13 protein-coding genes and 1 tRNA gene are annotated in these 12,389 nt (G+C 37.3%); 8 read left to right on the top strand and 6 right to left on the bottom strand.

The window, feature by feature from the left end:
* Positions 1-14 precede the first annotated feature (14 nt).
* Positions 15-860, top strand: a complete 846-nt coding sequence (locus tag ACFSAV_RS02095) for a 23S rRNA (adenine(2030)-N(6))-methyltransferase RlmJ (RefSeq protein ID WP_379095659.1) — start codon at positions 15-17, stop codon at positions 858-860.
* 110 nt (positions 861-970) lie between these two features.
* Positions 971-2,326, top strand: coding sequence for a glutathione-disulfide reductase (gorA, locus tag ACFSAV_RS02090; protein ID WP_379095656.1), 1,356 nt, complete (start codon positions 971-973; stop codon positions 2,324-2,326).
* Positions 2,327-2,424: 98 nt separating this feature from the next.
* Here the strand turns inward: gorA and ACFSAV_RS02085 are convergent, their stop codons facing one another.
* The 3 genes from ACFSAV_RS02085 to tsaD are packed head-to-tail and all read right to left on the bottom strand — an operon-like array spanning position 2,425 to position 4,301.
* Positions 2,425-3,000, bottom strand: coding sequence for a thymidine kinase (locus ACFSAV_RS02085; protein WP_101774431.1), 576 nt, complete (start codon positions 2,998-3,000; stop codon positions 2,425-2,427).
* Positions 3,001-3,013: 13 nt separating this feature from the next.
* Entirely contained in the window at positions 3,014-3,247 is a 234-nt protein-coding gene (locus ACFSAV_RS02080) for a hypothetical protein (protein ID WP_379095653.1), read from the bottom strand.
* 16 nt (positions 3,248-3,263) lie between these two features.
* A complete protein-coding gene (gene tsaD / locus ACFSAV_RS02075) occupies positions 3,264-4,301 on the bottom strand; it encodes a tRNA (adenosine(37)-N6)-threonylcarbamoyltransferase complex transferase subunit TsaD (protein ID WP_379095650.1) in 1,038 nt (345 codons plus the stop codon).
* Positions 4,302-4,519: 218 nt separating this feature from the next.
* Here tsaD and rpsU point away from each other — a divergent pair, with 218 nt between their 5' ends.
* The 5 genes from rpsU (at position 4,520) to ACFSAV_RS02050 (ending at position 9,340) form a co-directional block, all read left to right on the top strand.
* On the top strand, positions 4,520-4,735 hold the full coding sequence (rpsU, locus tag ACFSAV_RS02070; protein WP_005717672.1) for a 30S ribosomal protein S21: 216 nt from the start codon (positions 4,520-4,522) through the stop codon (positions 4,733-4,735).
* A gap of 116 nt (positions 4,736-4,851) precedes the next feature.
* Entirely contained in the window at positions 4,852-6,600 is a 1,749-nt protein-coding gene (dnaG, locus tag ACFSAV_RS02065; protein WP_379096448.1) for a DNA primase, read from the top strand.
* Between the two features lie 75 nt (positions 6,601-6,675).
* Positions 6,676-8,547 carry an RNA polymerase sigma factor RpoD gene (gene rpoD, locus ACFSAV_RS02060; protein WP_379095647.1) on the top strand — a complete coding sequence of 624 codons (1,872 nt, stop codon included), beginning with the start codon at positions 6,676-6,678 and terminating at the stop codon, positions 8,545-8,547.
* A 129-nt stretch (positions 8,548-8,676) separates the two neighbouring features.
* Positions 8,677-8,753, top strand: a tRNA-Ile gene (locus ACFSAV_RS02055).
* Between the two features lie 326 nt (positions 8,754-9,079).
* Positions 9,080-9,340 carry a GlsB/YeaQ/YmgE family stress response membrane protein gene (locus ACFSAV_RS02050; protein WP_101774426.1) on the top strand — a complete coding sequence of 87 codons (261 nt, stop codon included), beginning with the start codon at positions 9,080-9,082 and terminating at the stop codon, positions 9,338-9,340.
* Positions 9,341-9,672: 332 nt separating this feature from the next.
* On the opposite strand, the gene ACFSAV_RS02045 is transcribed toward ACFSAV_RS02050, so the two are convergent.
* On the bottom strand, positions 9,673-10,164 hold the full coding sequence (locus tag ACFSAV_RS02045; RefSeq protein WP_101774425.1) for a YajQ family cyclic di-GMP-binding protein: 492 nt from the start codon (positions 10,162-10,164) through the stop codon (positions 9,673-9,675).
* Between the two features lie 6 nt (positions 10,165-10,170).
* Positions 10,171-11,124, bottom strand: a complete 954-nt coding sequence (gene serB / locus ACFSAV_RS02040) for a phosphoserine phosphatase (RefSeq protein WP_379095643.1) — start codon at positions 11,122-11,124, stop codon at positions 10,171-10,173.
* A 77-nt stretch (positions 11,125-11,201) separates the two neighbouring features.
* On the opposite strand from serB, the gene ACFSAV_RS02035 reads away from it, so the two are divergent.
* A complete protein-coding gene (locus ACFSAV_RS02035; RefSeq protein ID WP_379095640.1) occupies positions 11,202-11,885 on the top strand; it encodes a YtjB family periplasmic protein in 684 nt (227 codons plus the stop codon).
* Positions 11,886-11,972: 87 nt separating this feature from the next.
* Here the strand turns inward: ACFSAV_RS02035 and rpsT are convergent, their stop codons facing one another.
* A complete protein-coding gene (gene rpsT, locus ACFSAV_RS02030; protein WP_101774422.1) occupies positions 11,973-12,236 on the bottom strand; it encodes a 30S ribosomal protein S20 in 264 nt (87 codons plus the stop codon).
* Between the last annotated feature and the right edge of the window lie 153 nt (positions 12,237-12,389).

Below are 12,389 nucleotides of genomic sequence, written 5' to 3'. Positions count from 1 at the left end.
TTAAGGCAATATTTATGCTCAGTTATCGTCACAGTTTTCATGCAGGTAATCACGCCGATGTATTAAAACACATTGTATTAATGCTAATTATTGAAAATCTCCAATTAAAAGAAAAGGGCTTCTATTATTTAGATACACATGCTGGCGTAGGACGTTATCGCTTATTTAGTGAAGAAGCAGAAAAAACAGCAGAATTTGCCGAAGGTATTGGACGGCTTTGGCAACGTGATGATCTACCCGAAGAAATTGCACGCTATGTTAAAGTAATTAAAAAATTCAATTATGGCGGTAAAGAATTACGTTATTACGCAGGTTCACCATTGATTGCTGCAACGATGCTACGCGCACAAGATCGTGCCTTATTCACTGAATTACACCCTAGCGATTTTCCACTGCTGCGTAACAATTTTAAAGATTTTCAAAATGTGACAAGCAAAAGAGAAAATGGTTTTCAACAATTAAAAGCTACTTTACCCCCAAAAGAAAGACGTGGTTTAGTCTTAATTGATCCACCTTATGAATTAAAAGAAGATTATGATTTAGTGGTGCAGGCTGTCGAGGAAGGTCATAAACGCTTTGCGACGGGCACTTATGCAATTTGGTACCCTGTTGTGTTACGTCAACAAATTAAACGTATGCTACGCAACTTCGAAAATACTGGGATTCGTAAAATCTTACAAATTGAATTAGCTGTTCGTCCAGATAGCGAACAACGCGGAATGACAGCCAGTGGTATGATTGTGATTAATCCACCTTGGACACTTGAACAACAAATGAAAAAAATTCTGCCTTATTTAACTCAAACGCTAGTCCCAGAAGGAACCGGCAGTTGGTCAGTTAGATGGGTAGTGCCAGAATAAGCTATTACCAATTAAACTGATTTACAATGTCATTTTGCTTTATGTTTGTTTATTCGGCAAAATGATGACAGATTTATTGTAATTATGTGAATTTAGAAAGGAATGCAACAATGACAAAACATTATGATTATATTGCTATCGGTGGCGGTAGCGGTGGTATTGCCTCAATCAATCGTGCAGCAAGCTACGGCAAAAAATGTGCCATCATCGAAGCTAAACATTTGGGTGGTACTTGCGTCAATGTGGGCTGTGTGCCAAAGAAAGTCATGTGGTATGGCGCACAAGTAGCTGAAGCAATCCATCTTTATGCGCCAGATTATGGTTTCGATCTGAATGTGAATAAATTTGACTTTGCCAAATTAGTTGAAAACCGACAAGCTTATATTAGTCGTATTCATACTTCTTACAATAATATTTTAGCCAAAAATAATGTTGATGTTATTCAAGGATTTGCTAAGTTTGTTAATGCTAATACAGTAGAAGTGAATGGCGAACACATTACAGCGGATCATATTTTAATCGCCACGGGTGGTCGCCCAAGCCGCCCAAACATTGTGGGTGCAGAATATGGAATCGATTCTGATGGTGTATTTGCATTAACACAATTACCAAAACGTGTTGCTGTTGTTGGTGCAGGTTATATCGCCGTTGAACTTGCTGGTGTAATGAATAGTTTTGGAGTTGAAACCCATCTATTTGTCCGTCAGCATGCACCATTACGTCATTTTGATCCACTCATCGTAGACACATTATTAGAAGTCATGGCACAAGATGGTATCCATCTGCATACCCATGCTATTCCAAAACAAATCATAAAAAATGCAGACGGTTCATTAAACTTACAACTTGAAGATGGACGGACACAAGAAGTCGATTGCTTAATTTGGGCAATTGGTCGCCACCCTGCAACAGATGTAATTAACTTAGCTGTGACAGGGGTAAAAACTAACGAACGTGGATTTATTAAAGTAGATAAATATCAAAATACGAATATAAAAGGTATATATGCTGTCGGTGACATTATTGAAGGAGGTATTGAATTAACTCCTGTCGCCGTTGCTGCGGGTCGCCGTTTATCTGAGCGCTTATTCAATAATAAGCCAAATGAACATTTAGACTATAATTTGGTACCAACCGTCGTATTTAGCCACCCGCCAATTGGTACAGTGGGACTAACAGAGCCACAAGCAATTGAACAATACGGTGCAGAAAATGTAAAAATTTATAAATCAGCTTTCACGCCAATGTATAGTGCTGTTACACAGCATCGTCAACCTTGCCGTATGAAGCTAGTTTGTGTAGGTAAAGAAGAAAAAATCGTTGGTTTACACGGAATTGGCTTTGGCGTAGATGAAATGATTCAGGGTTTTGCTGTCGCCATTAAAATGGGGGCAACTAAAACAGACTTTGATAATACCGTTGCAATTCATCCAACGGGTTCGGAAGAATTTGTGACCATGCGTTAACACAAAAAACTACTCAAATTAAAAGGCGATATAAATCAATCAAATATCGCCTTTTTAATGAAATTTAGTAAAAATCGACCGCACTTTAGCATATCAAGCTAAGCAATCTTCTCTTTATAATGCTGACGACAAACGGATAAATAGCTGTCATTACCACCAATTTGAATTTGCGCACCATCACGCACAACTTCTCCCTGCGCATTTAAACGCAACACGAAATTAGCTTTACGTCCGCAATAACAAATGGTTTTAAGCTCTTCTAATTGATCTGCCCATGCAAGTAAGTACTGACTTCCCTCAAATAACTCTGCTTGAAAATCGGTACGCAAACCATAGCACAATACAGGAATATTAAATTTATCCACCACTTCACTGAGCTGGTGAACCTGTGCCTTAGTTAAAAATTGGGCTTCATCTACTAAAATACAATTAAGCTTTTCACGTGTTAAATGTTGTTCTATTTCAGCAAGCAAATTGCTTTCTTTATGAAAAAGCTGCGCATCCTGACTAATGCCAATACGTGAGGTCACTTTGCCTACCCCAAAACGATCATCAATTGCCGCAGTGTAAACAAGCGTATTCATATTTCGTTCTTGATAGTTATATGAAGATTGCAATAAGGTCGTCGATTTCCCTGCATTCATCGTCGAATAATAAAAATAGAGCTTTGCCATATGATTCCCGTTGTTATTTTAGTGCCCATTTCCAAAGATAATAAAAAATTGTGCCCGTTAAAGGCGGTAATACCGCTAACATCAAAATGCCAAAAGTTGTCCCACCACCGACTAAACTTCCAGCAATAGTCAAATAATCCATGAGCAGCTCTGTCGGCATTGTAAACACAACTATTGCAATTAATACTAGCATCAAAACACAGCCTACCCCTGCCGCATGTATTGCTTTTAATTTATTTTGTTCCATGTTCATTCCTTCTGAATTAACTTGTTGTGATTGGAGATAAAGTTGTCATTGCCCAACGTGGTTTAACTTCAATAGCAAGATCTTGTTGTTCACCTTGTTTCAAACGTAAAAAACCAGTATAAGCAATCATCGCCCCATTATCGGTACAAAATTGAGGCTGTGGGTAAAAGACTTCGCCGTTGAGCTGCTGCATTAATTCTGCCAACTGTTGACGCAACTGTTTATTTGCACTCACCCCCCCCGCAATCACTAAACGTGTGAATCCCGTTTCTTTTAAGGCACGGCGGCATTTAATCGCTAAAGTATCTACCACCGCTTGCTGGAAAGCATAAGCAATATCCGCTTTCGTTTGTTCTGTCAGTTCACCTTCTTCCTTGACCGCTTGTGTAATCGTATTTGCGGCGAAGGTTTTCAATCCTGAAAAACTAAAATCTAAGCCTGGATGATCTGTCATAGGACGCGGAAAAATAAAACGATCAGGATTTCCCTTTTGTGCTAAACCTGAAAGTGCTGCACCTCCAGGATAATCCAGCCCTAACAATTTTGCTGTTTTATCAAAAGCTTCTCCTGCCGCATCATCAATAGACTCACCTAATAATTGATACTGTCCTACTGCATCTACTCTGACTAACTGGGTATGCCCACCAGAAACTAATAATGCAATAAAAGGAAATTGCGGTACATTTTCTTCTAACATTGGCGCCAATAAATGCCCCTCCATATGATGAACACCAATCGCAGGTACATTCCATGCATAAGCTAAGGATCTCGCAATGGTGGATCCTACTAATAATGCACCAACTAAGCCAGGGCCTGCTGTATAAGCAATACCATCAATATCTTCTGCACTTAAGTTTGCTTCAGCTAACGCGGCTTGAATTAGAGGCGCTGTTTTACGAATATGATCACGTGAGGCAAGTTCTGGTACTACCCCACCATAATCTGCATGCAATGCAATTTGGGTATACAGTTGATTAGCTACTAACCCTTTTTCTTCATCATAAATCGCAACTCCTGTTTCATCACAAGAGGTTTCAATGCCTAATACTCGCATTTGTTTTTCCTTTCTGCTTCTTTTTGTGGCGAGATTTTACCTTGTTTATTATTCTTTCACCAGTTTGGGTAATGATTTTTACAGAAAAGAGCAAACTTCCCTTTGCTTTTAAGCGAAAAGTAGATTAAAATTGCGACCTTTATTGAATAAGCCGTTTATTCCAAACGGTAAAAATAAATTAGCAATTGCAAAATTAATTCCATTGAGGTGATTGGCTTATGCCTGTAATTAAAGTACGTGAAAACGAATCATTTGACGTTGCATTACGTCGTTTTAAACGCTCTTGCGAAAAAGCTGGTATTTTAGCGGAAGTTCGCAGCCGTGAATTTTATGAAAAACCAACGACTATCCGTAAACGTGAAAATGCAACTCGTGCTAAACGTCACGCAAAACGCGTTGCACGTGAAAATGCACGCAATACGCGTTTATACTAATACTTAATACAGTATTTAAAACTCGAGTTATACAAACCGTGAAACCGCTAGGTATCACGGTTTTGTTTCATTCAATAAGCTCCATTTTACCTCTTAACTGAAAGGGCACAAACTTGATGAAAGGCTCAATTCCACGCACATTTATTGATGATCTGCTAGCCAAAACAGATATCGTGGAGCTTATCAATGCCCGAGTAAAGCTCAAAAAAGCAGGTCGTGATTACCAAGCTTGTTGCCCATTTCATCACGAAAAAACCCCTTCATTTACCGTTAGTCAAAAAAAACAGTTTTATCATTGTTTTGGTTGTGGCGCCCACGGCAATGCAATTTCATTTTTAATGGAATATGATAAATTAGAGTTTGTGGAAGCAATTGAAGAATTAGCTGGCATGCTAGGTCTTGAAATCCCACGTGAAAATAAACCTCAATTCAACGGTAAGCAAATAAACTACCAAACTAAGCGCAATTTGTATGAATTAATGCAAGAAATTGCACAATTCTATCAACAACAGTTAACACAACATATTCCCGCCCAAAGTTATTTGCAACAACGTGGCTTATCCTCCGATGTGATTGAACGTTTTCAAATTGGTTTTGTGCCAAATACTTTCGATTCGGTTTTACAGCGCTTTGGTAAAACAAAAGAAGATCAACAAAAACTCTTTGAGCTTGGCATGCTCTCACGTAACGATCGCGGCGATATTTATGATCGTTTTCGTCATCGGGTGATGTTCCCAATTCGAGATCGTCGTGGTAGAACTATTGCGTTTGGTGGGCGCGTTTTGAATGATGACAAGCCAAAATATTTAAACTCACCTGAAAGTGCCACATATCATAAAGGTAACGAGCTTTATGGCTTATTTGAAGCATTACAAAGTAACGAAAGCCCTGACATGCTACTAGTTGTTGAAGGTTATATGGATGTGGTTGCATTAGCTCAATTTGGCATAAATTACGCTGTTGCTTCCCTTGGTACTGCCACTACTGCGGAACAAATCCAATTATTATTTCGTTCAACTGAACAAGCTATTTGCTGTTACGATGGTGATCGTGCAGGACGTGAAGCCGCTTGGCGTGCTTTTGAAAATGCGCTACCTTATTTGGAAGACGGCAGACAACTCAAATTTATTTTCCTACCTGATGGTGAAGATCCCGATTCGTTTATTCGCCAATATGGTAAAACAGGTTTTGAAGACTACATTCAAAAAGCACAATCACTGAGTGAGTTTTTATTCTCTAGTCTTGCACCACAGGTAGATTTCTCAACCAAAGAAGGCAAAACAAAACTCGCAGCATTAGCTGTACCTTTAATCAAAAAAATTCCGGGTGAAATGTTACGTTTATCATTACGTAATACCCTAGCACAAAAACTAGGAATTTTAGACCAAACACAATTGGAGAGCATGCTCCCTACTTATACTGAAGTGAAAATCAACACTCAACCAAAAACTGTTAAACGTACGCCAATGCGTTTACTCATAGGATTATTACTACAAAATCCAGAACTCGCCCAACTCGTTCCTAATCTGGTGCCATTAAAAGTACTGAATGAATCAGGTCTTGAATTATTTGAAAAACTGACCGCACTTTGCCAAGAAAAAGTGGGTATTACCACAGGGCAAATCTTGGAGTATTGGCGAGATACGGAACATAGCAAGGCCCTTGAAATTTTGGCTGTTTGGGATCATCTTGTAGAAGATGAAAAAATTGAAGAAACATTTAAAGACACATTACGTTATTTCTATTTTCAACTTATTGAACGTGAAATAGATTCATTAATTGCCAAAGATCGCTCAGAAGGACTAAGTCTGGATGAACGACAAAAGTTAACGCAATTATTATTGAAAAAACAACAAAAGGCATAGTTAATCTATTATAACAATGATAAAATCAGACGTATTTTATCTTCATAACTACTCAATCAAGGCGGATATATTATTATGGATCAAAATCCACAATCTCAATTGAAATTGTTAATCGCACAAGGCAAAGAACAAGGCTATCTCACTTATGCAGAGGTGAACGATCACCTGCCTGAAGAGCTCGTGGATGCAGAACAAATTGAAGATATTATTCAGATGATCAACGATATGGGTATTCAAGTGCTAGAAACTGCACCTGATGCAGATGATCTGATGTTAAATGAAGCAATTGCTGACGAAGATGCAGTGGAAGAAGCAACACAAGTGCTATCCAGTGTTGAAGCTGAAATTGGACGCACAACTGACCCTGTACGTATGTATATGCGTGAAATGGGTAGCGTAGAACTCCTTACTCGCGAAGGTGAAATTGATATTGCGAAACGTATTGAAGAAGGGATCAATGAAGTACAAAGCGCAATTGCCTTCTATCCTGAAGCGATTAGCTATTTACTTGAACAATATGATCTCGTCGAAGAAGGCGGTGTCCGTTTAGCTGATTTAATTACAGGTTTTGTTGATCCTAATGCAATGACGGAAGGAGAAGTTGCTGAAATTGAAGAATCTTATGATGAGGATGAAGATTCAAGTAACGTCACCGTAGAGATCAATGATGATGAGGAGGAAGAGGAAGAAGAAAGTGAAGAAACAAGCTCAAGCGATGACAGCGACTCTGATAATTCAATTGATCCCGAAGTTGCCCGTGAAAAATTCTTAGAATTAAGAACTCAGCATGGCAAAACAATGGCATTCATTGAAAAACATGGTCGTACAAGTAAAAAATCAAAAGATCAAATCCAAGCATTAGCTGATGTTTTCACTCAATTCCGCTTAGTCCCGAAACAATTTGATATGCTTGTTAACTTAATGAGCAACATGATGCGTTCTGTACGCTTACAAGAACGTAGTATTCAAAAAATTGTTGTTGATAAAGCAAAAATGCCAAAAGAACAATTCCAAAAAGTGTTCGTTGGGCATGAAAACCAAGATACTTGGTTAGTCAAAGCCTTGTCATCAAGTAAAACATGGTCAGAAAAGTTGGCTAAACACGAAGCAGAAATTCGTTATCACATTCAAAATATTCTGGAAATTGAAAGCCAAACAAACCTTACCGTACAACAAATTCGTGAAGTTTGTGAACGTATTGCGGCAGGCGAATTAAAAGCGCGCCGTGCCAAAAAAGAAATGGTTGAAGCTAACTTACGTTTAGTGATTTCAATTGCTAAAAAATATACTAACCGTGGCTTACAATTTTTAGATCTGATCCAAGAAGGTAACATTGGTTTAATGAAGGCGGTTGATAAATTTGAATATCGTCGTGGTTATAAATTCTCAACTTATGCAACTTGGTGGATTCGTCAAGCCATCACACGTTCTATCGCAGACCAAGCAAGAACGATCCGTATTCCTGTACATATGATCGAAACAATTAATAAATTAAATCGTATTTCGCGTCAAATGTTACAAGAAATGGGACGTGAAGCTTCACCAGAAGAACTAGCAGAACGTATGGGTATGCCAGAAGATAAAATTCGTAAGGTATTAAAAATTGCGAAAGAACCAATTTCAATGGAAACGCCAATTGGTGATGATGATGATTCACATTTAGGAGATTTCATTGAAGATTCAACACTTGAGCTGCCATTAGATTCTGCTACAGCACAAAGTCTAAAAGTTGCAACCCATGAAGTACTTGAAGGTTTAACACCACGTGAAGCGAAAGTATTACGTATGCGTTTTGGTATTGATATGAATACTGACCATACTTTAGAAGAAGTTGGTAAACAATTTGATGTCACACGTGAGCGTATCCGTCAAATCGAAGCTAAAGCGTTACGTAAACTCCGTCATCCGAGTCGTTCCGAGACATTAAGAAGTTTCTTAGACGAATAATATTAAAGATTCAAAGGCTGTTAATAAAATTAACAGCTTTTTTGTTTAAATTTAAAACATGCGACAGCCAAGTCCTAGACTTTATTATAAGATTTCTCTATAATTCCCAATTTTTCAATTCATAAGACCGCCCCCATAGCTCAGTCGGTCAGAGCAGTCGACTCATAATCGATTGGTCACAGGTTCAAGTCCTGTTGGGGGCACCATTTTCTACTCAACTCTTTTTACTACTCTGCTTCAAAGCAAATATACATAAACGCATTGACTCATGTTATAAAAATACATTGCCGATTAATGGTTGAATCATCACATTGATTATTTCCTTAGCTCACTATTTGAAATTAAAGTTAACATCCGAAATTTGTATATATTTAAAGCTATATTGTTATATTCATGTTAAACTCTATTACAGTGTTTTGTATAAGGCATGTACTTATTGGTGAAAAACAGCGTACATAAATGATTACAAAAACACTTTTTTATTCAATATTTGATTTTAGTTTTTATTGACTTACGCATAGAGGAGAAAAATATGGGGTGGATTTCAGCTATTATCGTAGGCGCTTTAATTGGTTGGATTGCAGAAAAAGTCATGAAAAGTGACATGGGTCTGTTAATGAACATCATCATCGGTATTATAGGTTCATCACTTGGTCGTTGGGTATTTGGTGATCTACTTGATATCGGTTCTGCTCATACTGCTGGCAGCTTTACAATGTCAGGCTTACTATTTGGTGTATTAGGCGCAAGCTTACTTATCTTTATCTTAAGATATCTCAAAATAATGAAATAAATTAACTCATTTTTTACACTGTATTCCAGCTAAATAAGCTAAAACTTAAATGTTGGAATACAGTATTATTAACATTGCCTGCACAGTCTTTCTTTTTTCCTAACAACAACTCCGTGTCTACTTGAATACTGATATTGTGTTATCCAACATGCGATAGTTGTTTTAGGTCAATGAAAATATTTGTGATGATTTTCAAGATAGAAGCCAATTACTTGTTATTTGAAGCATTGGATATATTTGGGCATAAGAAACTGCCTCTTAGTCAGTTGAATATAAAGCCAAGTTTTGAGAGGCAGATCAATAAGAACCTTAATATGAATACTGTTTAAAAATCAATCTCTAAAATTATTAAATTGAAAAGGTTGTCCTAGTTCTGCATTCTTCACTAACTGAATCGTCGCTTGTAAATCATCTCTTGATTTACCCGTCACACGTACTTGATCACCTTGAATCTGTGTTTGGACTTTCAATTTAGCGTCCTTAATTAGCTTAGTAATTTTCTTCGCCATCTCAGTTTCAATCCCTTGTTTTAACTTAATTTCTTTACTATAAGTTTTACCACTGTGTTCATACTCAGTTGGAATAGCTAATGAGCTAGAATCGATACCACGTTTAATACAAGCATTACGCAAAATATCAACTAACTGTTCAACTTGAAAATCTGATTCACTAGAAACTTTAATCGTTTCACTCTTTTCGTTTAGCTCAATTGCCGCTTGCACATTACGAAAATCCCAACGATTTGTTAAATCACGATTTGCATTGTCTACTGCATTGCGTACTTCATGTAAAGTAATTTCAGACACAATATCAAAAGAAGGCATGATTATTTACTCCTTAGTTAATCGATCATTCGCACTCAATAAACACAAAAGTGCACTAAAGTCTGCGAAGTTTACCACAATTTGCGCTTGTTGTTGCACTTTTGGTTTGGCATGCAATGCAACCCCTAATCCAGCTACTGTCAGCATGGCTAAATCATTCGCACCATCACCAATAGCAACTGTATTGTCTGGCGTAATCTCATATTGTTGTGCTAATTGCTGCAATGTTGTAGCTTTATATTCCGCATCAACCACACGACCTTTGACTTCACCAGTTAATATTCCATCTTGGATTTCAAACTGATTTGACACTGTATAATCAAGCTTTAAGATTGCTCTTAAATAATCTGTAAAATAAGTGAATCCACCAGACGCAATTGCCGTTTTCCAACCATATTGTTGTAACTGATTAATGGTTTCCACTAATCCTGGCATTAAAGGTAAATTTTCTCTAACTTGTACTAAAATCTGTTCTGATGCGCCTTTTAACGTAGCTACACGACGACGCAAACTTTGCTCAAAATCCAATTCGCCACACATTGCTTGCGCTGTGATTGAGGAAACTAACTCGCCTGTACCCGCTAATTTTGCTATTTCGTCAATACATTCAATTTGAATCGCAGTGGAATCCATATCCATCACCAACAAACCAGCTTGTTTTAAACGTGGAACAAAATCAATTTGTGCAAGATCTAAACTAAGTTCATGCGCATAAGTGAGCCACTGTGCTTGCCATGTTCCTTGTAATAGCACAACAGTATTGTATAAAACAGTCCAGCCATCTAAAATAACAAAATTTTCACCGCATTTTTGCTGAAATTGTTGTAATCGCGCATAATTTAAATCTGCTCCATACAAAATAAATTTTGTCTGACCCATAGTTGGTCTTTCATCGGCTAAAAATGTTGTTGGGAATTGAGGGAAATATTGAGTAATGGTTGCAAGATTTTGTGTTTGCATAGAAAATCCTGTAAATTGTGATTTAAAATAAAGTGGTTGTATTCTAGCTTATTTACTTATCTTTAGGAAAAAAGAACTTGCATTTAGCCAAAGAAAAACTGATTAAACTTACCATGATCATCTCGATCATTTTATTTTGTGTCGCCACTATTGCGGTCATTTTATTTGGGGTACAACAATTTAAAATTGGTTCACAATTAGCGAGTGTTAATCAGGTATCCAACTTATCGCATTTATTAGTACGTCAACAAGCAAACTTATTTTCTATGTTGCTCGTGAACAATGTGAGTACGGAAAAATTGAACGAAAATTTAAATTCTTTCGCTAAAGAAGAATTTGTACTTGATGCTTCTATTTACGCGAATAATGGCGAATTATTAGCACAAACTAACCAATCTAAAGACTTACGCTCAACTTTAGGTTTAGCTAGTCAAACGCAACAAGACGATGATAGCAATACCCAGCAAATTGTTGAACCTATTTATTCTTCTAATGGTATCGAAGGTTTCTTACGCGTCACCTTCGATGCTAAATATGGTAAAACGACACAAAACAAAATCGATCAAATTTTTCACCAGCTCTACGGCGAACTGATTATTGTTTTTCTCGCTGGTATATTACTCGCTAGCTCAGTACATTATTTTTTAAGTCATTATCGTAGAGCATACCGCACAAAAACTGATACCAAACCGTCTCGCATCTTAAAACCCGTGAAAAATACATTACACTACCATCGTCGCCGTAAACGTTTTAATAAATAACACCAAAGCGCATCATTCACAGAAAAAAGGCAATAAAAAACCGCAACTTCAACTAAAGTGCGGTTTTATATATTTAAAAGTCAAAAATTATGCTAATTTTTTGATTTGTGCAGATAATTTAGCTTTGTGGTTCGCTGCTTTGTTCACGTGAATTAAACCTTTAGAAGCCATTCTATCTACAACTTTTTGCATTTCTACAAATGCTGCTTCTGCTACTGATTTATCACCTGCTGCTACTGCTGCGTAAACTTTTTTAATGTAAGTACGCATCATTGAGCGTTGACTTGCATTGTGCTGACGGCGTTTTTCTGATTGAATCGCACGTTTTTTAGCTGACTTGATATTAGCCAAGGTCAAACTCCTAAAATTATTTGTTAGTAAACGAGATAAATTAAAGGCGTAAAATATGCCTATTTTCTATGCTTTTGTCAATGACTAATTTGGCGTTGTCACTGAAAATTTGTTATTGGTTTCGGTGAGACACAACCGAAAGTTTTCGCATCG

This window comes from Pasteurella oralis (assembly GCF_042681465.1).
GTDB classification, from domain to species: Bacteria; Pseudomonadota; Gammaproteobacteria; order Enterobacterales; family Pasteurellaceae; genus Pasteurella; species Pasteurella oralis.
The sequence above is the reverse complement of the archived record's forward strand: the minus strand, read 5'-3'. Positions and strand labels throughout refer to the sequence as shown.

Excerpts from the sequence above, each read along its gene's own strand:
- ACFSAV_RS02095 (WP_379095659.1), top strand. The coding sequence starts at position 15 with ATGCTCAGTTATCGTCACAGTTTTCATGCAGGTAATCACGCCGATGTA.
- gorA (WP_379095656.1), top strand. The coding sequence starts at position 971 with ATGACAAAACATTATGATTATATTGCTATCGGTGGCGGTAGCGGTGGT.
- ACFSAV_RS02085 (WP_101774431.1), bottom strand. The coding sequence starts at position 3,000 with ATGGCAAAGCTCTATTTTTATTATTCGACGATGAATGCAGGGAAATCG.
- ACFSAV_RS02080 (WP_379095653.1), bottom strand. The coding sequence starts at position 3,247 with ATGGAACAAAATAAATTAAAAGCAATACATGCGGCAGGGGTAGGCTGT.
- tsaD (WP_379095650.1), bottom strand. The coding sequence starts at position 4,301 with ATGCGAGTATTAGGCATTGAAACCTCTTGTGATGAAACAGGAGTTGCG.
- rpsU (WP_005717672.1), top strand. The coding sequence starts at position 4,520 with ATGCCTGTAATTAAAGTACGTGAAAACGAATCATTTGACGTTGCATTA.
- dnaG (WP_379096448.1), top strand. The coding sequence starts at position 4,852 with ATGAAAGGCTCAATTCCACGCACATTTATTGATGATCTGCTAGCCAAA.
- rpoD (WP_379095647.1), top strand. The coding sequence starts at position 6,676 with ATGGATCAAAATCCACAATCTCAATTGAAATTGTTAATCGCACAAGGC.
- ACFSAV_RS02050 (WP_101774426.1), top strand. The coding sequence starts at position 9,080 with ATGGGGTGGATTTCAGCTATTATCGTAGGCGCTTTAATTGGTTGGATT.
- ACFSAV_RS02045 (WP_101774425.1), bottom strand. The coding sequence starts at position 10,164 with ATGCCTTCTTTTGATATTGTGTCTGAAATTACTTTACATGAAGTACGC.
- serB (WP_379095643.1), bottom strand. The coding sequence starts at position 11,124 with ATGCAAACACAAAATCTTGCAACCATTACTCAATATTTCCCTCAATTC.